The organism is Variovorax multivorans, assembly GCF_051216835.1.
Lineage (GTDB): Bacteria > Pseudomonadota > Gammaproteobacteria > Burkholderiales > Burkholderiaceae_C > Variovorax.
The window spans coordinates 71,037-97,934 of the sequence record NZ_JBPJZL010000001.1; the positions used below are offsets into that span (position 1 = coordinate 71,037).

Below are 26,898 nucleotides of genomic sequence, written 5' to 3' on the forward strand. Positions count from 1 at the left end.
TCTCCTTAGCTCTTGCTGTCGGGCCCTCCTGCGGCGGGAGTGCCCCGGATCATCAGCCACGCGCTCGCCGCACTCAGCACGGCCAGCCCGGCGCTCAGCAGCATCACCCAGCGAAAGCCCGCGACGAAGGATTCGGCCACGGCCCGCTTGACGGCCACCGCCGTGGCGGCATCCACGCCCGGCGGCAGCGCCGCGCCGGCCAGCTTGCTGCGCTCGCCTTCTAGAAAAGCCGACACCTGCGCCGAGGCGCCCATCTCGCGCAGGTTGTTCGCCAACGCCGCGTCGAAGGCCCAGGCCATGATCGCGCCGAACACGGCAATCGCCAACACCGCCGCCGCGCGCGACACGGCGTTGTTCACGCCCGAGGCCACGCCCGCCAGGTCGGGCCCAACCGCATTCATGACCGTGGTCGTCAGCGGCGCCACCGTCACCGTCATGCCGAAGCCCAGCACCACCGCGGCCGGCAGAAAGCCGCTCCAGTAACTCGCCCCCACGCCCGGTAGCGCGAACAGCGCAAAGCCCACCGCCGCAATCGACGGCCCGATGACCAGCGGCATGCGCGGCCCGAAACGGTCGACCAGTTGCCCGGCCCAGCCCGAGAGCGCGAACATGATGAAGATGAACGGCAGCAGCGCCGCGCCCGCCACCGTGGCCGAGTAGCCCTGCACCTGGATCAGGTTGAGCGGAAAGAAATACAGTCCGCCGCCCAGCGCCGCATAGAGCAGCAGCGTCAGCAGATTGGCCCCGCTGAAGTTGCCGATGCGCAGCAGCCCCAGCGGCAGCATCGGTGTGCGCACCTTGCGCTCGACTGCGATGAAGCCCACGCTGCCCAGCACGCCGATGACCAGCGCCGCGAGCACGGCCGGCGAACCCCAACCTTGCGTCGGCGCCTCGATGAAGGCATAGACGATGCCGCCAAGCCCGGCCGTCGCCAGCAGCGCGCCCCACACGTCGAGCCCGCCGCTGGCCGATGCACCTCGGCTCTCGGGTACGTGGCGCCAGACGATCCACAGCACCAGCAGCGCCATCGGCACGTTGATGAGAAAAGCCCAGGTCCACGAGAAGTGATCGACCAGGAAGCCGCCCAGCACCGGCCCCACGGCCGCAGTGATGCCGCTGAAGCCCGACCACGTGCCGATGGCCTTGCCGCGCTCTTTCTCGGGAAAGGCCGCGCTGATGAGCGCGAGGCTGCCCGGCACCAGCAGCGCACCGCCGACGCCCTGCACCGCGCGCGCGGCAATGAGCTGTTGCACATTGGCCGCGAGCCCGCAGGCTACGGACGACAAGGCGAAGATGCCGACGCCGATCGCGAAGATGCGCCGCCGTCCATAGTGATCGCCGAGCGCGCCACCCACCAGCAGCAGCGCCGCCAGCAGCAAGGCATAAGACTCGACCACCCATTGCGCCTGGAAGGCCGTGGCGAGCAGGTCGGCCTGGATGGCCGGCAGCGCCACGTTGACCACCGTGCCGTCGATGAAAGCCATGCTCGAACCCACGACGGCCGCGGCCAGCACCCATGGCTTGGAGGCTTCGGGACAGGCCCCCTCTTCCGCACGGGCGCCATGCAGGATCAGCGTGTGGTCGCATGGAGCCTTGCCGATCTGAGCCATGGGGTCTCCTTCTTATGGGATTCCGGTCTTGCCTCTTTTTTCTTCTCCGAGGCGGGGAGAAAGAATCAGGTCACGCAGGCGGTCGCCGACGGATTCGCACGCGCCGCACTCACGCTGCGCGCCATCGCCGCGGCAGCCGCCGAGGTCACGCGCTGCGCCCCTTGCGCCACCGCGTCCATTCCGCTGCCCACGGCCTCGCCGAGGTTCAGCTGGCACACCACCGTGCGCGCCTGGTCCGAGCGCCGCAGCGTCCAGTTGAAGCTCGCATCGACACGCCCGCCGTCGACCGCGTCGAACTGCTGCAGCTGCACCGCGATGCGCCACACTGGCTGCGAGCTCTGCCGGCCGCCCTTGGTCACGTCGAGCGCGCCGAGCCGCCCGGCGATGCCGCTGGCCAGCGCATCGCGCAGTTCGTTCTCGAACGACGCGGCCCAGCGGTGCTGTTCCAGCACCTCGACCTGCACGCTGCCGTTGGGCTGGCGCACCACCATCTGCGGCCGCGCGAAGCGCTCAGGCACGGCCACGGGCGCGAGTTCGATGTAGAGCGGCGCGGCACTGCCGAGCGTTGAAGGCGCGGCTTCGGCGGCGGCCACCGGGCTCGCCAGCGTGTAGTAGTTGTCGGGCTTGCTTGCGCAGCCTGCTGCAAGCACGGCCAGCGCTGCCGCCGCCACGAATGCGAGGTGGTGGTTCTTCTTCATTTCTTGTCGTCCGGTTTGCCGCGCAGCAGCGACTCGGGGTGGCGTTCGAGGTAATCGGTCAACACGCGCACAGAGCCAGCGGCGCGCGTCAGCTCCTGCAGCGTCTGGCGCATGTCCTGCTGCAGCGGCGAATCGTCGGCCAGCGTGCGCTCGGCACTGTTCACGGTCTTGCGCACGTCCTTCATGGCCGCGGCCAGCTCGGGCGTGACGTCGTTGTTGATGCGGGTCACCGTCTGCTCGGTGGCCGTCAGCGTCTTGTTGAGCGTGGCGAGCGTGGTGCGCAGGTCGCCCGCGATCTGCTCGTACGGCACCTTGTTGAGCTTGGTCGCGATCTCCTGCACCTGCGACTGGATCTCGTCGAGGCTGTTGGCCACGGTGGGCAGCTCGATCGGGTTCTTGCTCAGGTCGATCTTTGCTGGCGGCGCCTTCGGGAAGAAGTCGAGCGCCACGTAAACCTGGCCGGTCAGCAGGTTGCCGCTGCGCAACTGGGCGCGCAAGCCCTTCTCGGTCAGGAAGCGCAGCCGCTCCTGCTGGGTAGCGCGAGATTCAACGCCGCTCTCGCCGGCGCGGCGGCGCAAGCGATCAGGGTAGACCTGCACCAGCACCGGCATGCGGAACTCGCGCTCGGCGCGGTCGAACTCCACGCCGATCGACTTGACCTCGCCGATCACCACGCCGCGGAAGTCCACCGGAGCACCCGGCGTAAGCCCGCGCAGCGACTGGTTGAAGTACATCAGCAGGGTTTGCGAAGGCCCATCGGGCTCCTTCATGGCGGCGGCTTCGTCCTGCGCCAGCGTGAAGGCGGCGTTCTCCTTGGCGACCGGGCCCATCGCGTCGTCGGGCGCCTGGAACGCGATGCCGCCGAGCAGGATGGTTGCCAGCGACTGCGTGCGCAGCGTGAAGCCGCTGGCGCTCAGCTGCGCGTCAATGCCGCTGGCCTGCCAGAAGCGCGTGTTCATGCCCACGAACTTGTCGTAGGGCGAGTTGACGAAGACGCGCATGGTCACGCCGCGCCCGTCGCCGTCGAGTTCGTAGGCGGCCACCTGCCCGACCTTGACGCGCCGGAAGTACACCGGCGAGCCAACGTCGAGCGAGCCCACGTCGTTGGCGCGCAGCAGAAACTGCTTGCCCGAGTCGTCGCGCGTGACGATGGGCGGGGTCTCGAGCCCGGTGAACTCGCCCGCGGTGTCCTTCGACACGCCCGCGTCGGCGCCGATGTAGGCGCCCGACAGCAAGGTGTTGAGGCCCGAGATGCCCGAGGTGTCGAGCCGTGGCCGAACCACCCAGAAGCGCGAGTCCGAGGCGGTGAAGCTCTCTGCCTCCTTGTTGAACTGCACCAGCACGCGCACGTGCGAGCGGTCGCGCGCCAGCCGCAGGTGAGTGACGAGACCGATCTGCACGTCCTTGTACTTGACGGCGGTCTTGCCGGCCTCCAGGCCCTCGGCGGTCTTGAAGGTCAGCACCACTTCGGGGCCGCGCTCCAGCAGGATGCGGGCCACCAGCGTGACGCCGACCAGCGCGGCCACGATGGGAATCAGCCAGATCAGCGAGGGCAACCATTCGCGCCGGCGCACCACGCGCGGCTTTGGCAGCGGGGGCTGGGCAGACGGCGCCGGTTTGTCCTGGGGTTGGTCTTCTTCACTCATGCTGGTTTCTCGTCCCTGTTTTCATGTCCCTGCGCAACTTCGTTCTCCTGCAGGGTGGCCTGCGCCTCCTTGCTGTCCCACGTGAGCTTCGGGTCGAAGCTCAGCGAGGCCAGCATGGTCAGCACCACCACCGACCCGAAGGCCGCGATGCCCACGCCCGCGGTGATGACCGCGAAGCCCTGGATCTGCACCAGCCCGGTCAGCAGCGACACAACGAACACGTCGAGCATCGACCAGCGGCCGATCACTTCGATGATGTGATACAGCTTGGCCCGCTCCCGCCGGCGCCAGGTGCTGCCGCGCTGCGCCAGCACCACGAGCAAAAAAAGCACCGCCAGCTTGAACAGCGGCACCAGGAAGCTCGCAATGAAGACGATGGCCGCCAGCCCGTAGGCGCCCGACACCCAGAAATAGATCACCCCGCTCAGGATGGTGTCGTACTGCGCGCCGAACAGCGTGCGCGTGATCATCACCGGCAGCAGGTTGGCCGGTATATACATCATGCAGGCCGCTATCAGGAAGGCCCATGTGCGGTTCAGGCTCTGCCGCTTGCGCGTGTGCAGGTGCGTGCCGCAGCGGCCGCAGGCGTCGCCCTCCTCGGCGTCTTTCCAGACGGCGGCGCAATGCGGGCAGGCCATGAGGCCTAGCGAGGCGGCGGTGAGAACCGGCGCGTCTTCGTCGTGGTGTTCGTGCCGCTCGAGGAAGGCAGGCAGCTTCATGCCGACGCCCCGTCTTCTTCAGCCTTGGGTTCGCCCTTCGGGCGGAAAGTCATTTCCCAGAACGCGCCCGGGTTGAACGACAGCACCGCCGTCAGCATGACCGTCAGCGCCATGAAGGCCCACAGCGCCGGCCCCGGCACCACGCTCGCCATGCTCGACAGCTTGACGATGGCCACCAGCACCCCGAGCAGGAACACTTCGATCATTCCCCAGGGCCGCAGCGACTGCATGGCCCGCACCAGCAGCGCGAAACCCACGGGCCGGTGCTCGCGGCTCAGCGGAATCAGCAGGTAAGCCAGGATGCACAGCTGCAGAAAGGGAAAAAGAATGGTCGTGGCCAGCACCAGCAGCGCCACCAGCGACATGCCCTCGGCGCCAAGCGCCACCACCGCACCGGCCAGCGTGGTCTGGCTGCGCAGGCCCTGGAGCTCGATCTCGACGATGGGAAACAGGTTCGCGATGGCGAACATGATCAGGCAGGCCACCGTCAGCGGAAGGATGCGGCGCTCCTGCTGGCCGGGGTGCCGGCCGAGCTCTGTGCCGCAGCGCGGACAGTGCGCCACGTCGCGCGGATGCAGGGGCGCACGGCTGTAGACCGCATCGCACCCCGGGCAGACCACGGTGTCAGGTACTTCCTTCATAGGTGAGTACCCTAACTCATTCAGCCGCCAGGACTTGTCGTCTTGAGCCGCAGCGTGCTGAAAACCGCCGCCACCGCGGCACAGCTGGCCGCCAGCACCAGCGCCACCACGGGGCCGTGGCCTCCGTGCGGGCTCCAGACGCTGAAGACGCCCGCCAGCACCACCGCCCCCAGCGTCTGCCCGGTCAGCCGCGCCGTGCCGAGCATGCCGCTGGCCGCACCGCTGCGGTGCGCCGGCGGCGAAGTCACGATGGTGTGGTTGTTGGGCGACTGGAACAGCCCGAAGCCCAGCCCGCACAGCGCCATGCGCCAGGCGATGTCGGCATCGCCCGGGTTTGCCGGCAGCGCCGCCAGCAGCGCCAGCCCCGTTGCCAGCAGGCCCAGTCCAATGCCGCCCAGCAGCCCGTCGGGGTAGCGGCCGATCAGCCGGCCGGCGATGGGCGCCATCACCACGATGGCCAGCGGCCACGCCGTGATCAGCAGCCCGGCCTCGATGTGGCTGCGCCCATACACGTCGAGCAACAGGAACGGCAGCGCGATGTAGGCCAGCATCTGCGCGCAGAACGCGGCGACCGAAGTGCCCATCGACAGTGCGAACACCGGAATGCGCAGCAGGTCGATGGGAAACAGCGGCACCGCCTGCTTGCGCTGGCGTTGCAGATAGATGAAGCCGACGACCACACCCGCCAGCAGGATGCCCCACGCCGAAGCGTGCGAACCCGTGGCGCCCTGCACCGATCCTTCGCGCACGCCGAGCCGGTCGACACCCAGGAACACCAGCGAGAACATCAGCACGTTGAGCGCCACGTCGATCGGCGAGAAGCGCAGGCCTGCCGCCGGCGCCACGCGATTGAACGGCAGCGCCTTCATGCCCAGCGCGAAGGTGACAAGGCCCAGCGGCACGTTGATGGCAAAGAGCCAAGGCCACGAGGCCACCGACAGGATGGCCGCTGCAACCGAAGGCCCGGCTACCGAAGAAGTCGCGACCACCAGCGAGTTGATGGCCATGCCCTTGCCCAGTTGCGCCGACGGATACGTCAGCCGCACCAGTGCCGCGTTCACGCTCATGATGCCGGCGGCACCCAGCCCCTGGAAGGCGCGCGCCGCGATCAGTGTGCCGAGCGAATTGGCAAAGGTGGCTGCCAGCGACGACAGCGTGAACACCGCCATCCCCACCAGGTACACGCGCCGGTAGCCCACGAGATCGCCCAGCGAAGCCAGCGGCAGCAGCATCACCAGCGTGGCGATCTGGTACGCATTGACCACCCAGATCGCCTGCGACGGGCTGGCCTGCAGCTCACGGGCGATGCCCGGCAGCGCCAGGTTGACGATGGTGCCGTCGAGCACCGCCACGATCAGCCCGAGGATGATGACCAGCATCGCCCAGCCGCGCTCCGGCTGGGCCAGCCCGTCGATGGGTTTGTGGACTGTGTTGTTGTCTTCGGTCACCGGGAGCCCGGCGCCAGCGTGTACCGTGTTCATCAGGCTTGCTGCGCCCTTCCTGTCTTTTCAGTGGGCTCGGAGCGCACGCCGCCCAGCGTGAGCCAGGTCAGCACCAGCGCGATGAGTGCACCGCCGGCCATGCCAGCCACCATCGGCAGCGGCCGGCCGTCGGTGAAGAGGCCCACCACCGCCATTGCCAGTGCGCCCGTCAGCATCTGCAGCGTGCCCAGCAGCGCCGAGGCCGTGCCGGCGATGGCGCCGTGCATCTCGAGCGCGAGCACACCTGTGGTCGGAATCACCAGGCCCATGAAGCCCGAGGCGATGAAGTACAGGACGATGAGCACCCAGATGTTGTCGCCGCCCATCGCGAAGTAGACGAACATCGCGACCATTGCCACGCCGCAGCACACCACGCCGAACTTGACGAGGTTGACCAGCCCGTAGCGCTCGCCCAGCGAGCCGGTGAACTGCGAGGCCGCAATGAAGGCCGCAGCGTTCACGCCGAAGGCCACGCTGTAGAGCGCGGGCGACAGGCCGTAGTGGTCGATCATCACGAACGACGAATTCGCCAGGTAGGTGAAGAAGCCCGCCATCGCGAAGCTGCCGATGAACACCAGCCCGAGGTAATGCTTGTCGCGCAGCAGCAGCCAGTAGGCCGACAGCGCGCTGCCGAGGCTGCTTTCGACGCGCTCCGAGGCCGGGCGCGTTTCATCGAGCAGCTTGACCATCATCGCCAGGCCCGCCACGGCCGCGATGGTCACGGCCCAGAACACGCCGCGCCAGCCAGCCACCGCGATCACAGCACTGCCCGCAAGCGGCGCAAGGATCGGCGACACGCTGAACACCAGCATCAGCAGCGACATCAGCCGCGCGGCATCGGTGCCGGTGTGCAGGTCGCGCACCACGGCGCGCGGAATCGCCATGCCGGCCGCGGCGCCCAGGCCCTGGACGAAGCGCAGCACGATCAGCGTCTGGATGTCGGTCGCCATCGCGCAGCCCACGCTGGCGAGCGCGAACAGCAGCAGCCCCGCATACAGCGGCGGCTTGCGGCCCACCATGTCGGAGATCGGGCCGTACAACAACTGGCCCGCGCCGAGCGACAGGAAGAACGCCGTGAGGCTCATCTGCACCGCGCCAATGTCGGCGTGCAGGCTCTGTCCGATGGCCGGCAGCGCCGGCAGGTACATGTCGATGGCGAAAGGCCCGATGGCCGAGAGCAGGCCCAGCAGCAGGGCCATCTTGAAGAAAGGGGAAGAACGCATTGAACCGATTGTCGCCAAGGGCGGCGATCGGTGCAGGCGTGGGGTCAGCGCCCGGGTGGTGCTAATTCAGGGCAAAGAATCGGGTGGGCAAGAGGTTGTAGAACTTTGTTCGGAAGAACAGTTTCAACTTATTTGCCAGCCGGCCAGAACACCAGCGCGCGCAGCTCGATGCTGCGCCGTGGCGGTGCCTCGCGCGAACCGGTCGGGTCTTCGAACGCGGTGTGCGCGGTGTAACGCGCCACACCGTCTTCGCGCGAGTCGTAGATCTTCAGCAGCAGGGCCTCGTCGGGTCGCATCCGCGGGAACCAGTACCAGCGGTGCTCCGGATTCCAGGTGAACGAATAGGTCTCGCCCACCTTGTCGGGGTAGACCAGATCGCTGGGCACCAAGTCATTGGGCGAGATGGAACGCGCATCGCACAGCGCGAGCGGCAGGCGCTCCACGGTAGCCAGCGGGCGCCACAGGTTGATGATCGCGAAGCGGTGCTTCAGGCGCTCCTCGGCCTCTTCGGCCGGCAGATGGGCATGCACCCGGCGCGGCGCGGAGACGAAAGTCTGGTCGTTGTGCACGCGGCGCACCGGCTCGCGCAACTCGGCCGTGCGGCGCGAGCCTTGTGCGCTGTCGCGCAGCGTGTGGTCGAACACCACGATCTTCTCGGCGCCCGTCACGTCGCGCAACAGGGCCTCGGCTTCGCGGTAGTAGATGTCGCGGATCGTGGCGTCCTGCGAGAAGTCGGCGAGCACGCTGCGATGCGAAATCTGCGTGAAGCCGCTGCGGTCGAGCGTCAGCTCGTTCAGCGCCACCAGCGGGCGGCCGTCGCGAATCGTCACGCGGCGCGGCTCCAGTTCGCCCGTTACCCAGGGCGTGCCGGGCGGCGGCTCGAAGGTGTAGCTCACGGGCCGGCCCTGGCCCGCCTTCAGGTAGTTGAGCTCTGCCTCCACCGAGGGCAGCGTGGCGGCAAGCATCTGTCCATTCGATCCGACGCTCATGTGGCGTGACTCCTCAAAACGGTTCCTTGAACGGCCGCAGGTCGAGTTCCTGCGTCCATGCGCTGCGGTGCTGCACATGCAGCTGCCAGTAACTTTCGGCGATGGCTTCGAGCTGCAACAGGCCGTCGTCGCCGGCTTGTTCCACGCGCTGCGGCGCGTTGTTGCGCAGGCGCTCGCCGTCGATGCCGCCATCGATCACCACATGCGCCACGTGAATGCCCTGCGGGCCGAATTCGCGCGCCAGGCTCTGGCTCAAAGAACGCAACGCAGCCTTGGCTGCGGCGAAGGCCGCGAACGGCGGTTTGCCGCGCAGCGCCGCGGTGGCGCCGGTGAACAGCAAGGTGCCGCGTGCGTGTGCTCCAGCCGCCTCGAAGGAATTGGCCAGCAGCCCGCGCAGCGCCTCGTGCCCGAAGATGAACCCGCCCAGCGCGCTGGTGCGCCAGGCCTGCGTGAACTGGTCGACCGACAGCTCCAGCGTCGGCGCACGCACTCCGCTCGCGGCATTGAAGATGGCCACGGTGAGCGGGCCCAGCGCCCTCGCCTTCTGCGCGATGCCGTGCATCTCGGCCTCGCTCGCCACGTCGCCCGTGAAGGCATGGGCCCGGCCGCCGGCCGCAACGATTTCACCGGCCACCGCATCGAGCTGGGCCTGCGTTCGGCCGGTCAGCGCAACGATGAAACCTTCGGCCGCGAAACGCCGCGCAAGTGCCGCACCCAAGCCCGCGCTGGCGCCGACACCGGCGATCCATGCAACGGGCGACGGCCCTGAACCAGACGACGACGGAGATGGAGTGACGGAGGTGACAGTCATGAATGAGCACGAAGGCTATACCTGCACCCCGGGCCTCGGAACGATGCAAAAGGGATAACCTTATTCGGCGGCAGGTCGGTGCGCGGCGCTGCTTGACGTTGCACCGGGCTTCACTGCACGCGCCGCGCCCGCTACCCTATCGCCTTCCCGGACCGTCTACAACAACTCACAGCAATCGCTATCCAGGAGCAGCACCCATGGCCCTCGCACGCACGATCCATGCCGATCTCTTGCGCGTGTTTCTTCTCACGCTCGTGTCGCTGTTCGCCATTCCGGCGGCAACGCTGGTCTTCACTGAATACGCATTGCGTTCGCAGGATGCGGAATTCCTGCAGGCCATAGAAAAGCGCATCGCCGGCGATGCCCGCCTGTCGGCCGCGGACAAGACCGAAGCCACCGAGTTCTACCGCAGCCATCCACTCTCCAAGGCCTGCGACGCCACAGCGCCGGAAGACAAGAATTTCCACGACAAGGTGTGCAGCCCCTATTCGATGCAGTGGCAGTTCCACTGGGCCGACCGCGCCGCCATCTGGACCATCGTGCTCGGCGCCGCGCTGCTCGCGGCAGCACTGGTGCTGGGCGCGCTGGCCTTTGCCAATAGAGGCCTGCGCTATGCCAGCTTCGTCGCCGGCTGGCGGCTCATGACGGTGTCGAGCGCGGTCGAGGTCGTCCTGCAAAGCGCGATGCTGGTGTGGCTGTCGTTCTGGCTCACCGCGTACTTCTGGCAGAGCTACTACGTCAAGCTGATCGCGCTGGCGGGCATCGCGGCCGGCGCGGCGGTGTTCTATGCGATCTACACGCTGTTCAAGAAGCTGCCCTGGGGCAACGAGATCGAGGGCGAGCTGATCTCACAGGCCGACGCACCGCGCCTTTGGGAGCGCATCCGGCAGCTGGCTGGTCGCGTGAAGACCACGCCCCCCGACCAGATCGTGGCCGGCATCGACACCAACTTCTTCGTGACCGAGGCGCCGTGCGAGGTCAAGGGCCGCACCTTTCAAGGCCGCACGTTGTTCGTCAGCCTTCCGCTGCTGCGCGTGCTCGACCAGACCGAAGCTGATGCCGTGCTCGCGCACGAACTGGCCCACCTGGGCGGCGGCGACACCCGCAGCAGCGCGGCGCTCGGCCCCAAGCTGCTGCAGTTCGACCAATACACCTGGAAGATGCGCAGCGGCGGCCTCACCATCGTGGCGCACTACCTGCTGCGGCTGTACCGCATGATCTTCTCGTTCGCCCTGGCGCGCGACAGCCGCGAGCGCGAATACAAGGCCGACCGCGTGGCCGCCGGCCTCACGGCGCCGCATGCCATCGTGCAGTCGCTCATCAAGATCTCGGCCTACGCGAGCTACCGCAACGACGTCGAGCGCAAGCTGTTCGCGCAGAACCGCGAGCATGACGGCGCGCTGGGCATCGCCCGTTTCGTCGCGGACGGCCTGCCACCCTATGCAAGCTCGGACGCGTTCATCGAGGCGATGAAGACCGCTGACGTGCCGCACCCCTACGACAGCCATCCGCCGCTGCTGGAGCGCATGCGCAACGTCGGCCATCACGTGCCCGAAGCAGCCTACGGCGCCATCGTCGCGACCGCGCCAGAGGCCTCGTGGGCCGACGACATCGAAACCGCCCCCGCCATCGAGCAGCGCCTGTGGAGCGAGTACGAGCAGCGCTTCGTGCAGAACCACGAGCTGAGCCTGGCCTACCGCTACGAGCCCGCGACCGAGGAAGAGCGCGCGGTGGTGCTGCGCCACTTTCCGCCTGTCAGCTTCACGCTGAAGAACGGTGACCGCATCGACGTGACTTACACCGGCCTGCACCGTACTGCCGATGGCGGCTCGACGATTTCGTGGGACGAAGTCAAGGGCCTGACCTACCAGGACAACGCCTTCGGCGACATCCTCGTCGTCACCCATCACGACAAGGGCTTGCTGGGCGCGCGCACAACCAAGATAAAGCTCGCGGGCTTCCGCAAGCAGAAAGAGACTTTCAAGGCCATCGCCGGACGCCACTGGCAACGGCACCAGATCATGAGGGCGCAACAACAACGGCAACAACAGCAGTCATGACACCCGGCGGCAACGCCCGCCCTTCCCCTTCCCGACAAGCTCCATAAAACCATCCAACACCGGAGACAACCAACCGTGAACCCCGTCGAACAAAGAACCATCTCCAAGATCAGCTGGCGGCTACTGCCGCTGCTGATGATCAGCTACTTCATCGCCTACCTCGACCGCGTGAACCTCGGCTTTGCCGGCGCGGCCATGTCCAAGGACCTGGGCTTCACTGCCGCCGTGTTCGGCAGCGCGGCCGGCATCTTCTTTCTTGCCTACTTCCTGTTCGAAGTGCCGAGCAACATGGCGCTGGAGCGCTTCGGCGCGCGCCGCTGGATCGCCCGCATCATGTTCAGCTGGGGCATCCTCTCGGCAGCCCAGGCCTGGGTGGGCGGCTCGACCAGCTTCAACATAGTGCGGTTCCTCTTGGGCATTGCCGAGGCCGGGTTCTTCCCGGGCGTGATCTTCTACATCACGCTGTGGTTTCCGGCTGCGTACCGCGCGCGCATCGTGGGCTGGTTCATGTTCGCCATTCCGATCTCGACCGTGATCGGCTCGCCGATCTCTGGCTACATCCTCAACATGGACGGCGTCGGCGGCATGCACGGCTGGCAGTGGCTGTTCATCCTCGAGGCGATTCCCTCGCTGATCCTGACCTTCTTCGTGCTGATGTACCTGCCCGACGGCCCGAAGGACGCCAAGTGGCTCACTACCGAAGAGCGCAGCTGGCTGGAGCAGACGCTCGACTCGGAGCGCCGCAACCGCGAGTCGATCAACAAGATCTCGTGGAAGCAGTCGCTGCTGAACCCGCGCGTGATCGGGCTGGGCTTTGTCTACATGGGCATCACCGTGCCGCTGTACGGCCTGAGCTTCTTCCTGCCGCAGATCATCAAGGGCTTCGGCGGGCTGAGCAACGTGGAGATCGGCTTCATCAACGCCTTCCCGTACCTGGTGGGCGCCATCGCGATGCTGTTCTGGACGCGGGCCTCTGATGCGCGCAAGGAGCGCAAGTGGTTCCTGCTGATTCCGCTGGCCTGCATCTTCGTCGGCCTGGTGCTGGCCGCCCAGACCAGCGCGCCCATTCCGAAGATGGCCGCCGTGACGCTGGCCGCCTTCGGCATCTTCAGCGCACTGCCCACCTTCTGGACCCTGCCCACCGCCATCCTGAGCGGCACCGCGGCCGCGGCAGGTATTGCGTGGATCAACTCCATCGGCAACCTGGGCGGCTACATCGGCCCGACGATCTTCGGCGCGCTGAAGGACCGGATGGGCAATGACATCTACGCCGTGATCTTCCTGGCGCTGCTGTCGGCGGTGGCATTCGGACTGGTGCTGATCATCGGGCACGACTCGCGCACCGAGCAGGCTGCGCCTGGGCGGACCTGATGCGGGTTAGCCCTAACGCCCCTGGCCCTGTGCCCCGTGCAATTTTTCACGCCACAACCGCTACCAAATGTCATCTAAATGTGACTCCAGGGCGTTCTGCAAGGGCGCCCGTTGAACGACGCATCCCTTTGATCGATGTCTTTGCTTAGAAAGAACCCCATGAAGACCAAGCAGCTCATCCTCTCCAGCATCCTCGCGTTCGCCGGCCTTGCCATGCTGGCACCGAGCATCGCCTCGGCCGCGCCGTACCATCCCAAGAAGCACAAGGTGTGCAAGTGGGACGCGCGTCATCACCACCGTGTTTGCCACTGGGTGCGTTGATTCCCTCGGTGCAAACCGCTTGAGAAAGCCCGCTGATGCGGGCTTTTTTCATGGGCGACCGAAACAGGTTTTCAAGTCAATACAGCGTCGCCCGCTGCCTCGCCGGCAGCTCCCGGTCATACGTTTCCCCATCGAACTCCGACGCGGTCAGCGCCGAAAGTATCGCCCCCGGCGTCGGCACTTCGCGCTTCGTATCCGCCGGCACCGGCGCCCACAGCTTCGACCGCTGGATCGCCCGGGCGCACTGGAAGAACACCGTATCGACGGTGATCCGGATCACGCATTGCGGCGGCTTGCCGTCCATTGCCAGGCGTTCGAGCAGCGCCGGCTCGACCGTGATGTGCGCCCTGCCGTTCACCCGCAGCGTCTCGCCCACCCCGGGAATGAGGAACAGCAGCGCCACGCGCGGGTCGGCCACGATGTTGCGCAGGCTGTCGATGCGGTTGTTGCCGCGGCGCTCGGGCATGAGCAGCGTCTTCTCGTCCTGCACCGCGACAAAGCCCGGCGGGTCGCCACGCGGCGAGGCGTCGAGGCCGCCGGGGCCGGTGGTGGCAAGCACGGCAAAGGGTGACGCGGCAATCAGCGCTTGGTAGGCCGGGTGCAGGTACGCAACCTCTTTCTTGAGCGAGGCCTCGCCGGCCTGGCCGAACAGTGCTTCGAGCTTCGTCACGGTGTCGATGGCGTGCGGTGTCGTGGTCATGGCGATGGTTTCTGATTGAAGAATGTGATGGTTCAACCTGCCGTGCGCGCAGTATCGGCTTCAGGCAGCGATGCGCTGTTCCAGCCGCAGGCCAGCGCCGCCAGCGCAAGGAGCGTCGCGGCCACGCCGTAGATCCACGGCGGTGACGCAACCGGCAACAGCAGGCCTGCGATCAGGGGGCCCGTGCCTGCGCCGATGTCGCGCCACACCGAACGCGCGGCCAGCGCCTGCACACGCTCCGGGCCGGGCGTACGCCGGGCCACGATGGGCGGCAGCAGGGGCAATTGCAGGGCACGCAGCACCACGATCAGCGCCGCGCAGCTCCATAGCCAGCCAAGGCCGAAGCCGACAAGCGCGATGGCCGTGACGAGCGACAGACTCACCAGCAAACGCTCGGCGCCGAAGCGCTCAGCCATGTGGCCGCCGACCGGGCTCAGCAGAATCTCCGCAAGGTAGCGCAGCGCCATCAGCACGCCGGCCACGATCACCGCGCCGCCCGGCAGCAGGTCCTTGCCGAGGTACGAGAGGCCGATGATGAAGAGCCCGTCGAGCGTCAACCCTTCCATGAACGACCAGCTGTCCAGGCTGTTGGGCCGGCTGAAGCGCCGCTTCGGCTTAGCCACAGGGTGCGGCGCCATCGGCAGCCGCCGCGCAACGAACCACGCAAGCAGCGAGAACACCGCAAGGATGCCGAAGATCGTGCGCGGCCCGGTCCAGTGCGCCAGCAGCGCCCCCAGCGGCAGCGCCAGCACAGGCCCCACCGCGATGAACGCCCGCGAACGCCCGTTGCGCCGAGCCGCGCCCAACGGGTCGGCCGTGGCCAGCGCCTGGGTCGACAAATTCAGCGCCGCAAAGCACAGGCCCCACATCAGCCGCAGCGGCAGCAGCGCCCAGAAGCCCGAGAGCGTGGCATAGCCCAGCCCGCACACTGCCGCTGCCAGGACGGCGATGGTGCAGGTCAGCCGGTCGCCGTTGCGGGCATAGAAGCGCGCAACGAATCCATAGCCGGCGATGCGCACCAGTCGGTTGGCCGCGAGCAGCATGCCAGCCTCGGCCAGCGTCACGCCGAACTGGCCGGCGTACATCGGCAACAGCAGATAGAGCACGACGTCGGCCGGCAGCGAAAGACCGAGCGCCATCGCCGCATGGCGGGAATTCAGGTCGGTGGGGGTGGGGTTGGGAGCGGGTTGGGTGCGTGACATCGAGCCCTGATGGTGCGCCGCCACATGCCGCGCCGACAAACGACATAAACGCCCGCCATGCGTGAGAAAATTGCACGCATGCCGCTTCGAGAGCCTCCCCTCAACGCCGTGCGCGCCTTTGCCGCGGCGGCTCGCCATCTCAGCTTCACGCGCGCGGCGCTCGAACTGCACGTCACGCACAGCGCCGTGAGCCGGCAGATCAAGAGCCTGGAAGAGTTCCTTGGCGTCGCACTGTTCGAGCGGCGCATCCGCCAGGTCGCGCTGACCGCCGAGGGGCAGCAGTTCTTCGCGGAGGTTGAGCCGGCGCTCGCGCAGATCGGCGCAGCGGCGCGCTCGCTGCAGTTGCAGGGGCCGGCCCGCGCGGTGCGGATCAACGTGCGCCCTTCTTTCGCGGTTCGCTGGCTCATTCCGCGCCTGCCCTCCTTCGTCGAACGCTACCCCGACATCGAGCCGCAGGTCGTCACCAGCACCGTCATGCCCGAGCAGGCCATCGACAGTTTCGACATCGCTGTGCGCCGCGGGCTCGACGGCTGGCCGCCTTCAATCGAAGTGCAGCCCTTTCTCGAAGATGAGGTACTGGTGGTCGGCGCGCCAGCGTTGTTCGAGGCGCATCCGTTGCCCGATCTGCGCGCACTCGCCTCGCACGTGCTGCTGTCGGCCAAGACGCGCAAGGACGACTGGGACGACTGGAAGAAGCAGGTCGGTGCGCCGCGCACCCGTCCGGCGGGTCGACTGCAGTTCGACCACCTGCATTTCGTGCTCCAGGCCGCGGTCGACGGACTGGGCGTTGCACTGGCGCCGACCTCGCTGGTGTCGCACGACCTGGCTTCAGGCCGCCTGCAATCGCCGCTGCCCGCGTTGCGCATGACGCTGGAGCGCTACTACTACGGCCTGGCGCCCGACGCCACACCAGAGGCGGCGTACGTGGCCGAGTGGTTCGAGGAGATGCAGGCCGGGGGCGCCTAGCCGATCAGCCGATCAGCGAGCGGATCACCTCCGCCACGCCCACCTTGCCCTTGCGCACGCTCGCATCGGTTCCCTCGAAGCGAATCCATCCTTCGTTGAAGCCGTCGAGCATCTGGATGCGCGGCACCGGGTCGCGCATGCCCTGCGCGCGGAAGATGGCACCCCAGATCTCGCGCGGCACCACCTCCGCGTGCACCGGGCGGCCCAGCACCTGCGAGAGCGCCGCTGCAATTGCGTGCTGCGTCAGCCGCTCGGGGCCTTCGAGCTCGACGATGCGCGGCGCCTCGCCGTCCTGCAGCAGGAGTTCGGCGGCAACGCTGCCCACATCCGCCGTGGCCACCATCGGCACGGCCCGCTCCAGCGGCTGCAGGTAGCTCGACAGCACACCCTGCTCGCGGGCCTGAGCAATGTCCCAGCGCAGGTTTTCCAGGAACCATGCGGGCCGCAGGAAGGTGACCGGGAACGGCAGCGTGCGCAGCGCTTCTTCCATCAGCGTGCGCTGGCTCAGCAGATTGGGCTGCGCGGCCTGCGCGCCGACGGTCGACAGGCACACCACGCGCGGCGGCCGGGCGGTGTCGAGCGCCTGGCGCACCGCGGCGTTCTCGGCCCTGGCTTCGGGAAACCCTGGCTCGGGATCGAAGTTCGGCGGCGGCAGCACGAAGACGCCGGCCGTGCCCGCGAAGGCGCGCGACAGCGCCGCGGCATCATCCATTGCGGCGATGGCGACCTCGCAGCCGAGCTCGGCCCAGGCACGGCCCTTCGCTTCGTCACGAACGACCGCGCGAACGGGTTTGCCCTGGGCCAGCAAGGCGCGCGCGACAGCGCCGCCGACCTGGCCCGTGATTCCGGTGATTGCGTACATGAGACTTTCTTTCTTCACTTGATTGCGATGGAGCGAATCGTAGAAACGCTTCATCTTTGAGTAAAGCGACCTCAAGGCATATCATTCATGACAACTGATCACGAATAAGAAAATGACTCTCGACGGACGCCTTCTCTCCAACGTCAGCGTGCTGGCCGCCGTGGTCGAAGGCGGCAGCTTCGCCAGCGCCGCCAACGCACTCGGCCTCACGCCCTCCGGTGTGAGCCGCGCCATCGCCCGGCTCGAGGGGCGCATCGGCGTGCGGCTGTTCGACCGCACGACCCGCTCGCTGAACCTCACCGACGAGGGCCGGCTGCTCTACGCCAACATCAATCCGCTGGTGCTCGGCATCGAGGACGCAGTGACCATCGCTTCAGGCGCATCCGGCGCGGTGCGCGGGCGCCTGCGCGTCAACACCGATGCCTTCACCTCGCGCCTGCTGCTGGCACGGCACCTGCCGCGCTTTCTTGCGCTGTACCCCGAGCTCACGTTGGAGCTGATCGCGCGCGACCAGCTCGGCGACCTGGTGGCCGAGGGCTTCGACATCGCCGTGCGCTTCGGCGAGCCGCCGTCGTCGTCGCTGGTGGCCCGCAAGCTGATGGACTCGCGCGTAGTCACAGTGGCCACGCCGGCCTACCTGGCGCGGCACGGCCACCCTGCCAAGCCGGCAGATCTCGTCGGCCATGCCTGTCTGCAGGTGCGCAACCCGGCCACGGGGCAGCCCTATTCGTGGGAGTTCCAGCGCGGACGCAAGCTCGTGAAGGTGCCAGCCACCGGACGCCTGCTGCTTACCGACCCGGGCACCGTGCTGGAGACGGTCCTCGCCGGTATCTGCGTGGCGCAGATCAAGGCCGTGGGCATTCAACAGCAACTCGACGGCGGCGAGCTTGTCGATCTGTTTCCTGATTGGCCCGATGAGCGGCTTCCGCTCTATGCGCTCTATCCGTCGCGCCACCTGCCGGCTGCGAAGGTGCGCGCGTTCATCGATTTCGTGATGGAGGTCGTCTCGCCCGCGCCTTCGCCTGCATCGAAGCCGAAGCCTCGGCGCTGATGCTCGCGCGTCCGGAAACGGCCAGCGACATGGGTCCTCCGATCGCACGATGAGGGCATGCCCCATACAACACTCACAACACCGCTCCCCCGTTCCTTCCTGAACCTCGCGTGGTCCAACCTCGCCGCGCAGTCCGCCGAACAACTGAGCCTTGCGGCCGTGCCGCTGGTCGCCGTGCTGGCACTCGGCGCAGGGCCGGGCGAAATCGGTTTTCTCGCGGCAGTGCAGACGCTGCCCTTCCTGCTGGTCTCGATGCCCATGGGCCTGCTCGCGGATCGCATGTCGCGGCGGCGTTTGATGGTGTGGGCCGAGGGGCTGCGAGCAGTCTCGCTGCTGGTGCTGCTGGCGATGCTGTTCGCGTCGAAGCTCAGCATCGGCTGGCTGGCTGTGCTCGGTTTCCTGGGTGCTGTCGGCACCGTTGGCTTCAGCGTTGCAGCGCCCGCGCTGGTGCCGGCGCTCGTGCCACGCGAGGCACTGGCACTGGCCAACGGGCGGCTCGAACTGGCGCGCAGCGCTGCGTTCACCGCCGGCCCCGCGCTCGCGGGTGCACTGGTGGCATGGGCCGGCGCTCCTGCTGCGTTCGTGCTGGCAGCAGTGCTGTCGGTGGCGGCCGTGGGCCTGCTGCTGCGCTTGACCGAAGCACCGCGCGCACCCGCCTCCGGGAGGCATCCGCTGCTCGAAGTGCGCGACGGCGCGCGCTTCGTCTGGCAACACGACATGCTGCGCCCGATGCTGATGACCGGCGCCGTCTTCAACATCTCGTGGTTCGTGCTGCAGGCCGGGTACGTGCCCTATGCGGTGCGAGTGCTCGGCCTGGGCGCGCAGGCGGTCGGCTTCACGCTGGCGATGTACGGCGCGGGCATGGTCGTTGGTGCGCTGCTCACGCCACGCGTTGTGGCGCGCTTGCCATTCGGCCGCGCGATTCAGGTCGGCCCCGCGGTCGCGGTTGTGGCAGCGGCGACGATGGCAGCCACGCTCCTGGTGCCGACCGCCGCGTTGGCCGCGCTCTCGTTCTTCCTGTTCGGCGCGGGGCCGATGGTCTGGGTCATCACCTCGACCACGCTGCGTCAGAGCGTGACGGCTTCGACCATGCTGGGCCGGGTGTCGGCCGTGTTCCTCACGATCAATGCGGGAGCACGGCCCATCGGCGCGGCACTCGGCGGCCTGGTCGGTGCGGCCTGGGGTGAGCCGGCGTGCCTGCTGCTGGCGCTGGCCGGGTTCGTTTTGCAGGCCGCGATCATCTTCGCGTCGCGCATCGCGGGGCTGCACCGGTTGCCGGTGCCGGCCATCTGAGCCGCCGCTGAAGCTTCGTCTACTCCTGAAGGTCGGGAAGCACCATCGACTCCAGAGAGTCGAGCGGCAGCCAGCCATCCGGTGCGTCAACCAGAGCGGACTCCTGCGCACGAACTCTGGTGGGCTTCCTTACAGGCTTCTTGGCGAGCGGATCGACAGTGGAAAGCGAGAACACCCTCTTGACCGGACCGCCCGTGAAGCTGAGTCCGGTGAGCCGCTCGACTTCATTGATCTGGACCTGGAAGGTCTTGTAGGCATCGAAAGGAATCTCGCGTGCAGCCTCGATGCCAAATTCTTCGATCACGCCGGACTGATCGAGGATGTAGGCCGTGGCAAACAGCTTGCCGCTTGCCGTGATCGCCGCGACGACTTTCCAGAAGCGAACCGGGTACTGGATCTTCGGGTACTTGTCCCAGACCGGGTCGCTTTCTTCGAGGATGGGGCCCGTGATGACCTGCGCCCTGAACTTGTCGAGCTTGATCGCGTCCTCGAAGATGTGGCGTTCGATGCCCTGCCAGAGCTCCTTGTTCTGATTGAACTTGGAATGCTGTGGCGTGCAGTTGCTCCAATGGCAGGTATCTGCCGCAGTGGTGAGCGCGGCCAGCCGGGTTGCTCCGTATTCCATGTCCTCGCGGCGCGTCAGATGGCCCCGGTCGAACTGGTTGTTCTCGTAGTAGAAGTTGGTCAGCTGTGCGCTTGCGGGAATCCGTGGATCCTGCCTCCACACGTCCGCCGGCCGGGCCAGCTCGAACCGGCCGCTGAAGTCGACGTTGGCTGCCGAGTAGAGCGCCAGCCGCCTCGCCTTGTGCATCACGAGGCTGTAGCCGTGATAGTTCAGCACGTTCTCGCCCGGGGGGCCGTCGACCAGTTCTACCGTCTCCTTCGCAAGAGCCTTGCCAAGCAGCGGCAGATGCACCGACATCTCGGGCTTGCCCGGCGCGAGGAACCCGGCTTCGAAGCCTTTGCGATCGTCGTACTTCGCATTGAAGGGCACGTCGATGGCGGGGGCTGGTTTCTTCGCCTTGGCACGTGCGGCTTCTTCGAAAACGCTTTGCGACTCACGGGCGGCGGGACCGGATCGGAGGACGGAGACGCTTCCATCCGATTCGATGCCGAGCGTCACCGTGAGGGTCCTTCTTCCACCAGATTGCATGTCGTTCATGGTCGTCTTCCGGGTTGAGGTTTGTTGAATGAGCGGACCGGGAAGCGGCAAGCTCCCGGCAGCATGGGTCGCCGTTGACTGCAGCAGGTCAACGGAAGGAAGCATCAGCCGCGAGTTCTCCGGCGTGGCACCGAAGACTGGCTGGAGCAATGAATGCGCGGGCAGGGCTGCATGAAGCGTTTCGACGATGCGGGAAATACGGATGCCCTCGTTGGCAATCCACTTGATGTCCTGCTCGCCGTCTTTTGCGGGGTCGTAGTCGCGGCCTGAGATGGTTTGCGTACGGCCGTCTCTTTCTTCCGGTACGCCGCTGTGGTGGAGCGCGACGACATACCAGTCGTTGCTGAAAACGGGGGAGCCTGAAGATCCCCCGAGCGTGTCGGTCGAGTACCAGAGCACGTCGTCCGTGCGTTTGAGAAGCTTGTTCTCGCGCACGCACACCTGTTTGCGGTCGCCGTTGGGGTGCTGGATGATGGTGAGCCACTCACCGTCCGATGCCTTGCCGGTGGCGCCTACGAGCGGCAGGAACCCATAGTGTTCGAGCTGCCCATCTCCCACTGTCGAGCTGGAGGTGACAGCCACGACGGTGAAGTCGAGGTCCTTCGAAGTGAAGAAGAGTTCCTGCGCCTGAAGGCTGTAAGTGGTGGGGTTGAGTGCGGCGCCGTCGATGTCGAGTTCGAATTCGAACTGGGCTTCCGAGCGGCGACAGGACTCGATGGATGGCAGAACGTGGTTGTTCGTGATGAGCACGTTCGGCGCTATCAGGAATCCGGTGCCATAGGCCACGAGCCGCCCTGCCGTGTCCCTGATCAGGATGCGGCTGACCGCCTTTGCGGCTCGCGCGCCGCGTGCCAGGTAGTTGACGTCCTGTATCTCGCTGCCGGAGATGATGCGCTCATACGCGACGGCAGACTTCTCTTCGTCGCCCAGGCTTTCACGCAAGAAGCTCCTGCGGTCATCGAGCTGCTTCGGCGTGCTCAGTTCGCGCGGGGTCTTGTCTCTCGCATAGTCGGCAAGAGATCGCAGGTCGATGCCTTCGCTTCGCTCCCGCGCCTTCTCGATTTGCTCAAGCCAAAGTTGCACGTGCGCCCCCTCGTCCCGTGAGGGTTGCAACTGTGCGTGTTTGCTGGCGCTTCTACATCCCCCATTCGAGGGATGCCGTACGTACTAGAAAAGCGACGCCATTCCGTTGGGCCGCGCGTCTTCGATGTCGAGCATGCGCAGCTTGGTCAGCGCGCCGCCGCCGGCCGAGAAGCCGCCTGGCTTGTTGCCCGCGGCCAGCACGCGGTGGCACGGCACCACGGGCGCGAACGGGTTGTGGCCCATGGCTTGGCCCACGGCGCGCGACAGGCTCTTGTCGCCCAGTTCTTCGGCGATCTCGCCGTAGGTGCGCGTCAGTCCTGGCGGGATGCGCCGGGCGATCGCATAGATGCGCTGGTGAAACTCCGACACGTCGCGCATGTCGAGTTCGATGTGGCTCAGGTCGTCGCGCACGCCCTGCAGCAGGCCCTGGATAGCGGTGATGGCACGTTGCGCCGCCTCGCTCGGCGGGCTTTCGCTCAGGTCTGGAAAGCGTTGCTTCATGCGCGCCCGAGTGGCCGCCTCGCCATTGTCGGCGGGCAGTTGCACGCCTACCAATCCGCGCGGTCCCCATGCCAGGGCGCACATGCCAATGGAAGTTTCGAACAAGGCAAAGCCCGTCATGACGAAGTCTCCTGTGCCAGCGAATGCTGGCGCGACGCCAGCACAGCGCCGAGCCAGAGGGCCATCGCCGAAGCCACCAGCCCGCGCGCAAGCCCACCGGGGCCGTCGGAAATCCAGCCGGTGACAGTCGGCCCGACGATCTGCCCCAGCGCAAAAATGATGGTGAACATGCTGATGCCCTGGGCCCAGCGCGAAGGCGGCAGGTTGTGGCGCACCAGCGCAGTGGTCGAAGCCACCACCGACAGGAACACCCCGCCGAACAGCACGCCTGAAACCAGCGCCACCGGCGCCGACGCGCTCAGCACCGGCAGCAGCGTGGCCACTCCGAGCAGCCCGTTCAGCAGCGCCTGTGGCTGCCCGCCGCGGTAGCGGTCGAGCAACCCGGCCCACAGCTGCGACGACGCCACGCAGGCAATGCCCAGCAAGGAATAGAACAGCGTGACGAAAGAAGCGCTCGCGCCCTGCTCGCGCAGCAGCGCGATCACGAAAGTCATGTAGCCGATGTAGCCCATGCCGAACAAGGCATAGCCCGCGAGGGCCCAGCCGAAGCGATGCAGTGCGACCGGCGGCGCAGGGTCCGTCGAAGCGGCAGCTGCCGTTGGCGCCGGCCTGTCAGGTATCGCGCGGCCAGCCCACGCCAGCAGGCAGGTGGCCGCTGCACTCGCCAACGCCAGCGCCCACCACGCCCAGGCCCATCCGTGCGGCACGCCCGATGCTGCACGCAACACCTGCGGCACGAGCAGCGCGGACAGCAGGATGCCGAAGCCGGTGCCGCCGTAGTAGATGCCGAGCAGCAGTCCGCCGCGCGAAGACCCCGCCTCGCCGAGTCGCGCTGCGAGCAACCCGCCCGCCACGAACACCCATGCGCTGGCCACCCCGGCCAGCAGGCGCTGCAGCAGCAAGGCCGGCGCATCGGTCACAAAGCCGCTGCCCGCCATGAACACACTGGCCAGCACCGCGCCGACCACCAGCAGCCGCGTCGTGCCGAAGCGCCGCATCAGCATCGGCGTGATCAGCGCACCGACCAGGTAGCCGACTGCGTTGGCCGTGTTCATGCCGCCGGCCAGCGCATAGCTCCAGCCCAGGTCCGCACGCATGGGCGGCAGCAGCAGCGCATATGCAAAGCGGGTGATGCCGAGCGAAACCGCCGCGCCCATCGACAGCGCGAATGCAAGGCGCAGCGTGGGCTGCGCAGGGGCGGCAGAAGAAGTGAGCGTTGTCGACATGGGTGCGGGCGGCTGGCCATTTTGCGGCAGGCGCCGCCGCCCTGCCCGCGCCCGCCCGGTCAACCCGCGTCAGGCATCGGGTCGGCGTGCAGCAGATGCCGCTCCAGCAGCACCGCCACATGCACCGCTTCGCGCTGCGCACCATCCTCGATCTGGTGGCGGCAACTGGTGCCGTCGGCCACCACGATGGCGCCGGGCTTCGCGCGGATGGCCGGCAGCAGGCTGGCTTCGGCCATCTTCATCGACACCTCGAAATGGCTGGCCTCGTAGCCGAAGCTGCCGGCCATGCCGCAGCACGAGCTTTCGATGAGTTCGGGCTGCGCGCCGGGAATGAGCTTCAGCACTTCCATCACCGGGCTCACCGCGCCGAAGGCCTTCTGGTGGCAGTGTCCGTGCAGCAGGATCGGTGCCGCGGCCGGCTTCAGCGCCAGCTCGAAGCGGCCCAGCTTGATCTCTCGCGCGATGAACTCCTCGAACAGCAGCGCGTGCTTCGCCACCATCTCGGCCTTTTCGCCGAAGCCCATCACCAGCGTTTCGTCGCGCAGCGTGAGCAGGCACGAGGGTTCCAGCCCGACGATGGGTACGCCGGCCCGCGCCAGCGGTACCAGCGCGTCGATCAGCGCCTCGGCCTTCTTCTTGGCCTCGTCGACCATGCCGCTCGCCAGGAAGGTGCGTCCGCAGCAGTGGTGCCCGCCGCGCTTCTCGACCGTATGCAGCACATAGCCCGCAGCCTGCAGCACGCGCGCTGCCGCAAAGGCGTTCTCGCTCTCGAAGGTGCCGTTGAAGGTGTCGACGAACAGCACTGCCGCCTTGCCGCCGCGCCGCGCAATCGACAGCACCACGTCGCGCTCGACGAACGGGCCGGGCTCGTTGGCCTTGCCGCGCCAGAAGGTGTCGCTGCGCCATTCGGGCAGCGAGCGCTTGGCTGAAAAGCCCAGCAGCTTCTCGCCGAGCCATGCGGCGCCGGGCACGCTGTTGCGCAGGTTCAGCAGCCACGGCATACGGCTGGCCTTGTGGGCGTAGTCGGGCAGGTTCGCCACGAGCCTGTCTTTCAGCGTGTGGCCGTGGCGCTTCTTGTAGTGGTCGAGAAACTCGACCTTCATCTTCGCCATGTCCACGCCGGTGGGGCAATCGCGCTTGCAGCCCTTGCAGCCGACGCACAGGTCCATGGTGTCGTGCATGGCCTCGCTGGTGAAGGCGTCGGGACCCAACTGGCCCGACAGCGCCAGGCGCAGCGTATTGGCGCGGCCGCGTGTCAGATGCTGCTCGTCACGCGTCACGCGGTAGCTGGGGCACATGGTGCCGGCATCGAACTTTCTGCAGTGGCCGTTGTTGTTGCACATCTCCACGGCCTTGGCGAGGCCGCCGGTGCTGTCGCCGCCGGTGCCGGGCGCGGTCGTCACTTCGGTGACCGGGTCGGCGTTGACGTTCCAACCCGACCAGTCGAGCACGGGCTTGAGCTCGATGCGGCGGTAGGGCTTGGGCGCGGTCGGCGGCGCGAAGCGGAACAGCGCGCCATCGTCCATGCGCGGCGGGTCGATGATCTTGCCGGGGTTGAACAGGCCGATCGGGTCGAGCTTGCGCTTGATGGAGCGGAATGCCTCGTTGATGGCCGGGCCGAACTGCCATTCGATCCACTCGCCGCGGCACAGGCCGTCGCCGTGCTCTCCGCTGAACGCGCCCTTGTACTTGCGCACCAGCGCGCCCGCCTCTTCGGCAATGGAGCGCATCTTGGCGGCGCCATCCGCGCGCATGTCGAGAATCGGCCGCACGTGCAGCGTACCGACCGAGGCATGCGCGTACCAGGTGCCGCGGCTGCCATGCCTGGCGAACACTTCGGTCAGCGCGTCGGTGTATTCGGCCAGATGTTCGAGCGGCACGGCGCAGTCTTCGATGAAGCTCACGGGTTTACCGTCGCCCTTCAGGCTCATCATGATGTTGAGGCCGGCCTTGCGCACTTCCCACAGGTTCTTCTGCCGAGCGTCGTCGGGCATCTCGACCACGCTGCCGGGCAGGCCCAGGTCGCCCATCAGTTCGACGAGCTGCTTGAGCTGCGGCAACAGCGCGGCCTTGTCGGAACCGGAAAACTCCACCAGCAGGATGGCCGCCGGCTTGCCGATCAACGCAGTCTCGACCGTCGGCTTGAAGGCCGGGTTGGCAAGGCTCAGCTCGATCATCGTGCGGTCGACCAGCTCCACCGCCGTCGGCCCCAGCTTCACGATGTGCTGCGCCGCATCCATCGCGGCATGGAAGGTCGGGAAGTTGACGATGCCCAGCACCTTGGCGCGCGGCAGCGGCGCGAGCTTGAGCTTCAGGCTCTTCGTGTAGGCCAGCGTGCCTTCAGAGCCGATCAGCAGGTGCGCGAGGTTCACGCTGCCGTCTGCCGTGTACGGGCGCTCGCTCTGGTTGTCGAAGATGTCGAGGTTGTAGCCCGCCACGCGGCGCATCACCTTGGGCCAGTGCTCGGCGATCTGCTCGCGGTGCTGGCGCGCCAGCCCACGCAAGAACTGCGCGATGCCGGCCGCGCGCACGCCCATCGTGCCGACCGTTCCGAACTCCACCAGTTCGCCACTCGACAACCATGCACTCGCACCCAGCACGTTGTGCACCATGTTGCCGTAGGCGATGGAGCGCGAGCCGCAGGAGTTGTTGCCCGCCATGCCGCCCAGCGTGGCCTGCGCGCTGGTCGACACGTCCACCGGATACCAGAGGCCATGCGGCTTGAGTTGCGCGTTCAGATGGTCGAGCACGAGGCCGGGCTCGACCGTGGCCGTGCCCTCTTCCACGTTCACGTCGAGCACGCGGCGAAAGTGCTTGCTGTTGTCGATCACCAGCGCCGCGCCGGTCGTCTGCCCGCACTGGCTGGTGCCGCCGCCGCGCGCGAGCACCGGCACCTTCAGGTCGCGGGCGATGTCGATGGCGGTTGCGATGTCGCTCTCGTTCGTCGGCACGAAGGCGCCGACGGGCGTGATCTGGTAGATCGACGCATCGGTGGCGTAGCGCCCGCGCGAACCGTCGTCGAACAGCACCTCGCCCTGTGTGTCGGAGCGAAGGCGGCGCGCGAGCAGCTCGCAGGTGTCGTTGGGCGGAAGAACGGTTCCGGCTGGCTGCATGTGGCTGGCGGGATCGATGCGCATGGTGGGGTGTTTTTCTTTTGGCAGG

Annotated in this window: 22 protein-coding genes; 6 read left to right on the forward strand and 16 right to left on the reverse strand. The window is 67.2% G+C overall.

Annotated features, from left to right (window positions below):
- Nucleotides 1-5 precede the first annotated feature (5 nt).
- From ACSFCA_RS00335 to ACSFCA_RS00375, 9 genes are all read right to left on the reverse strand, one after another.
- Complete coding sequence (locus ACSFCA_RS00335; protein WP_435458253.1) at nucleotides 6-1,610, reverse strand: MFS transporter; 1,605 nt, start codon at nucleotides 1,608-1,610, stop codon at nucleotides 6-8.
- Nucleotides 1,611-1,675: 65 nt separating this feature from the next.
- Nucleotides 1,676-2,308, reverse strand: a complete 633-nt coding sequence (locus tag ACSFCA_RS00340; protein WP_435458254.1) for a PqiC family protein — start codon at nucleotides 2,306-2,308, stop codon at nucleotides 1,676-1,678.
- The gene (locus ACSFCA_RS00345) at nucleotides 2,305-3,954 is read right to left on the reverse strand and encodes a PqiB family protein (protein WP_435458255.1); all 1,650 of its coding nucleotides are present in this window, start codon (nucleotides 3,952-3,954) and stop codon (nucleotides 2,305-2,307) included. The genes ACSFCA_RS00340 and ACSFCA_RS00345 overlap by 4 nt, the downstream gene beginning before the upstream one ends.
- Nucleotides 3,951-4,673, reverse strand: coding sequence for a paraquat-inducible protein A (locus ACSFCA_RS00350; RefSeq protein ID WP_435458256.1), 723 nt, complete (start codon nucleotides 4,671-4,673; stop codon nucleotides 3,951-3,953). Before ACSFCA_RS00350 ends, ACSFCA_RS00345 begins: the two co-directional genes overlap by 4 nt.
- The gene (locus ACSFCA_RS00355; protein WP_258354633.1) at nucleotides 4,670-5,314 is read right to left on the reverse strand and encodes a paraquat-inducible protein A; all 645 of its coding nucleotides are present in this window, start codon (nucleotides 5,312-5,314) and stop codon (nucleotides 4,670-4,672) included. Before ACSFCA_RS00355 ends, ACSFCA_RS00350 begins: the two co-directional genes overlap by 4 nt.
- Nucleotides 5,315-5,334: 20 nt before the next feature.
- Complete coding sequence (locus tag ACSFCA_RS00360; RefSeq protein WP_435458257.1) at nucleotides 5,335-6,795, reverse strand: MFS transporter; 1,461 nt, start codon at nucleotides 6,793-6,795, stop codon at nucleotides 5,335-5,337.
- The gene (locus tag ACSFCA_RS00365) at nucleotides 6,795-8,018 is read right to left on the reverse strand and encodes a multidrug effflux MFS transporter (protein ID WP_258354631.1); all 1,224 of its coding nucleotides are present in this window, start codon (nucleotides 8,016-8,018) and stop codon (nucleotides 6,795-6,797) included. The genes ACSFCA_RS00360 and ACSFCA_RS00365 overlap by 1 nt, the downstream gene beginning before the upstream one ends.
- Nucleotides 8,019-8,146: 128 nt before the next feature.
- Nucleotides 8,147-9,007 (reverse strand): CmcJ/NvfI family oxidoreductase, encoded by an 861-nt coding sequence (locus tag ACSFCA_RS00370; protein ID WP_435458258.1) that lies wholly within the window; start codon nucleotides 9,005-9,007, stop codon nucleotides 8,147-8,149.
- Between the two features lie 13 nt (nucleotides 9,008-9,020).
- Nucleotides 9,021-9,818 (reverse strand): SDR family NAD(P)-dependent oxidoreductase, encoded by a 798-nt coding sequence (locus tag ACSFCA_RS00375; RefSeq protein WP_435458259.1) that lies wholly within the window; start codon nucleotides 9,816-9,818, stop codon nucleotides 9,021-9,023.
- 197 nt (nucleotides 9,819-10,015) lie between these two features.
- Between ACSFCA_RS00375 and ACSFCA_RS00380 the strand changes: the two genes are divergently transcribed.
- The 3 genes from ACSFCA_RS00380 to ACSFCA_RS00390 all read left to right on the forward strand — a co-directional run bounded on the left by ACSFCA_RS00380 (nucleotide 10,016) and on the right by ACSFCA_RS00390 (nucleotide 13,570).
- Nucleotides 10,016-11,878, forward strand: coding sequence for a M48 family metallopeptidase (locus ACSFCA_RS00380; protein WP_435458260.1), 1,863 nt, complete (start codon nucleotides 10,016-10,018; stop codon nucleotides 11,876-11,878).
- 75 nt (nucleotides 11,879-11,953) lie between these two features.
- Nucleotides 11,954-13,249 (forward strand): MFS transporter, encoded by a 1,296-nt coding sequence (locus ACSFCA_RS00385; RefSeq protein WP_258354627.1) that lies wholly within the window; start codon nucleotides 11,954-11,956, stop codon nucleotides 13,247-13,249.
- A 159-nt stretch (nucleotides 13,250-13,408) separates the two neighbouring features.
- Complete coding sequence (locus tag ACSFCA_RS00390) at nucleotides 13,409-13,570, forward strand: HHHH-motif protein (protein ID WP_165403270.1); 162 nt, start codon at nucleotides 13,409-13,411, stop codon at nucleotides 13,568-13,570.
- Nucleotides 13,571-13,646: 76 nt separating this feature from the next.
- Here the strand turns inward: ACSFCA_RS00390 and ACSFCA_RS00395 are convergent, their stop codons facing one another.
- Nucleotides 13,647-14,270, reverse strand: a complete 624-nt coding sequence (locus ACSFCA_RS00395) for a pyridoxamine 5'-phosphate oxidase family protein (RefSeq protein WP_435458261.1) — start codon at nucleotides 14,268-14,270, stop codon at nucleotides 13,647-13,649.
- A 32-nt stretch (nucleotides 14,271-14,302) separates the two neighbouring features.
- Entirely contained in the window at nucleotides 14,303-15,472 is a 1,170-nt protein-coding gene (locus tag ACSFCA_RS00400; RefSeq protein WP_435458262.1) for an MFS transporter, read from the reverse strand.
- 78 nt (nucleotides 15,473-15,550) lie between these two features.
- Here ACSFCA_RS00400 and ACSFCA_RS00405 point away from each other — a divergent pair, with 78 nt between their 5' ends.
- Nucleotides 15,551-16,438: a LysR substrate-binding domain-containing protein gene (locus ACSFCA_RS00405; RefSeq protein ID WP_435458650.1), complete on the forward strand. Its 888-nt coding sequence runs from the start codon at nucleotides 15,551-15,553 to the stop codon at nucleotides 16,436-16,438.
- 4 nt (nucleotides 16,439-16,442) lie between these two features.
- On the opposite strand, the gene ACSFCA_RS00410 is transcribed toward ACSFCA_RS00405, so the two are convergent.
- Nucleotides 16,443-17,300, reverse strand: a complete 858-nt coding sequence (locus ACSFCA_RS00410) for an NmrA family NAD(P)-binding protein (protein ID WP_435458263.1) — start codon at nucleotides 17,298-17,300, stop codon at nucleotides 16,443-16,445.
- 112 nt (nucleotides 17,301-17,412) lie between these two features.
- Between ACSFCA_RS00410 and ACSFCA_RS00415 the strand changes: the two genes are divergently transcribed.
- Both ACSFCA_RS00415 and ACSFCA_RS00420 read left to right on the forward strand, forming a co-directional pair.
- Entirely contained in the window at nucleotides 17,413-18,351 is a 939-nt protein-coding gene (locus ACSFCA_RS00415) for a LysR family transcriptional regulator (protein WP_435458264.1), read from the forward strand.
- Nucleotides 18,352-18,408: 57 nt separating this feature from the next.
- Nucleotides 18,409-19,644, forward strand: coding sequence for an MFS transporter (locus ACSFCA_RS00420; protein ID WP_435458265.1), 1,236 nt, complete (start codon nucleotides 18,409-18,411; stop codon nucleotides 19,642-19,644).
- Nucleotides 19,645-19,663: 19 nt separating this feature from the next.
- Here the strand turns inward: ACSFCA_RS00420 and ACSFCA_RS00425 are convergent, their stop codons facing one another.
- The 4 genes from ACSFCA_RS00425 to ACSFCA_RS00440 all read right to left on the reverse strand — a co-directional run bounded on the left by ACSFCA_RS00425 (nucleotide 19,664) and on the right by ACSFCA_RS00440 (nucleotide 26,873).
- Nucleotides 19,664-21,889 (reverse strand): DNA/RNA non-specific endonuclease, encoded by a 2,226-nt coding sequence (locus ACSFCA_RS00425; RefSeq protein ID WP_435458266.1) that lies wholly within the window; start codon nucleotides 21,887-21,889, stop codon nucleotides 19,664-19,666.
- Nucleotides 21,890-21,973: 84 nt separating this feature from the next.
- Entirely contained in the window at nucleotides 21,974-22,510 is a 537-nt protein-coding gene (locus ACSFCA_RS00430; protein WP_435458267.1) for a methylated-DNA--[protein]-cysteine S-methyltransferase, read from the reverse strand.
- On the reverse strand, nucleotides 22,507-23,736 hold the full coding sequence (locus tag ACSFCA_RS00435) for a YbfB/YjiJ family MFS transporter (protein ID WP_435458268.1): 1,230 nt from the start codon (nucleotides 23,734-23,736) through the stop codon (nucleotides 22,507-22,509). The genes ACSFCA_RS00430 and ACSFCA_RS00435 overlap by 4 nt, the downstream gene beginning before the upstream one ends.
- A 59-nt stretch (nucleotides 23,737-23,795) precedes the next feature.
- The gene (locus tag ACSFCA_RS00440) at nucleotides 23,796-26,873 is read right to left on the reverse strand and encodes an FAD-binding and (Fe-S)-binding domain-containing protein (protein ID WP_435458269.1); all 3,078 of its coding nucleotides are present in this window, start codon (nucleotides 26,871-26,873) and stop codon (nucleotides 23,796-23,798) included.
- Nucleotides 26,874-26,898 lie beyond the last annotated feature (25 nt).

Bases quoted from the DNA above. Each gene is read 5' to 3' on its own strand.
- ACSFCA_RS00340 (WP_435458254.1), bottom strand. From the start codon at position 2,308: ATGAAGAAGAACCACCACCTCGCATTCGTGGCGGCGGCAGCGCTGGCC.
- ACSFCA_RS00405 (WP_435458650.1), top strand. From the start codon at position 15,551: ATGCCGCTTCGAGAGCCTCCCCTCAACGCCGTGCGCGCCTTTGCCGCG.
- ACSFCA_RS00350 (WP_435458256.1), bottom strand. From the start codon at position 4,673: ATGAAGCTGCCTGCCTTCCTCGAGCGGCACGAACACCACGACGAAGAC.
- ACSFCA_RS00365 (WP_258354631.1), bottom strand. From the start codon at position 8,018: ATGCGTTCTTCCCCTTTCTTCAAGATGGCCCTGCTGCTGGGCCTGCTC.
- ACSFCA_RS00345 (WP_435458255.1), bottom strand. From the start codon at position 3,954: ATGAGTGAAGAAGACCAACCCCAGGACAAACCGGCGCCGTCTGCCCAG.
- ACSFCA_RS00430 (WP_435458267.1), bottom strand. From the start codon at position 22,510: ATGACGGGCTTTGCCTTGTTCGAAACTTCCATTGGCATGTGCGCCCTG.
- ACSFCA_RS00360 (WP_435458257.1), bottom strand. From the start codon at position 6,795: ATGAACACGGTACACGCTGGCGCCGGGCTCCCGGTGACCGAAGACAAC.
- ACSFCA_RS00335 (WP_435458253.1), bottom strand. From the start codon at position 1,610: ATGGCTCAGATCGGCAAGGCTCCATGCGACCACACGCTGATCCTGCAT.
- ACSFCA_RS00440 (WP_435458269.1), bottom strand. From the start codon at position 26,873: ATGCGCATCGATCCCGCCAGCCACATGCAGCCAGCCGGAACCGTTCTT.
- ACSFCA_RS00400 (WP_435458262.1), bottom strand. From the start codon at position 15,472: ATGTCACGCACCCAACCCGCTCCCAACCCCACCCCCACCGACCTGAAT.
- ACSFCA_RS00435 (WP_435458268.1), bottom strand. From the start codon at position 23,736: ATGTCGACAACGCTCACTTCTTCTGCCGCCCCTGCGCAGCCCACGCTG.
- ACSFCA_RS00370 (WP_435458258.1), bottom strand. From the start codon at position 9,007: ATGAGCGTCGGATCGAATGGACAGATGCTTGCCGCCACGCTGCCCTCG.
- ACSFCA_RS00380 (WP_435458260.1), top strand. From the start codon at position 10,016: ATGGCCCTCGCACGCACGATCCATGCCGATCTCTTGCGCGTGTTTCTT.
- ACSFCA_RS00390 (WP_165403270.1), top strand. From the start codon at position 13,409: ATGAAGACCAAGCAGCTCATCCTCTCCAGCATCCTCGCGTTCGCCGGC.
- ACSFCA_RS00410 (WP_435458263.1), bottom strand. From the start codon at position 17,300: ATGTACGCAATCACCGGAATCACGGGCCAGGTCGGCGGCGCTGTCGCG.
- ACSFCA_RS00420 (WP_435458265.1), top strand. From the start codon at position 18,409: ATGCCCCATACAACACTCACAACACCGCTCCCCCGTTCCTTCCTGAAC.
- ACSFCA_RS00415 (WP_435458264.1), top strand. From the start codon at position 17,413: ATGACTCTCGACGGACGCCTTCTCTCCAACGTCAGCGTGCTGGCCGCC.
- ACSFCA_RS00395 (WP_435458261.1), bottom strand. From the start codon at position 14,270: ATGACCACGACACCGCACGCCATCGACACCGTGACGAAGCTCGAAGCA.
- ACSFCA_RS00355 (WP_258354633.1), bottom strand. From the start codon at position 5,314: ATGAAGGAAGTACCTGACACCGTGGTCTGCCCGGGGTGCGATGCGGTC.
- ACSFCA_RS00375 (WP_435458259.1), bottom strand. From the start codon at position 9,818: ATGACTGTCACCTCCGTCACTCCATCTCCGTCGTCGTCTGGTTCAGGG.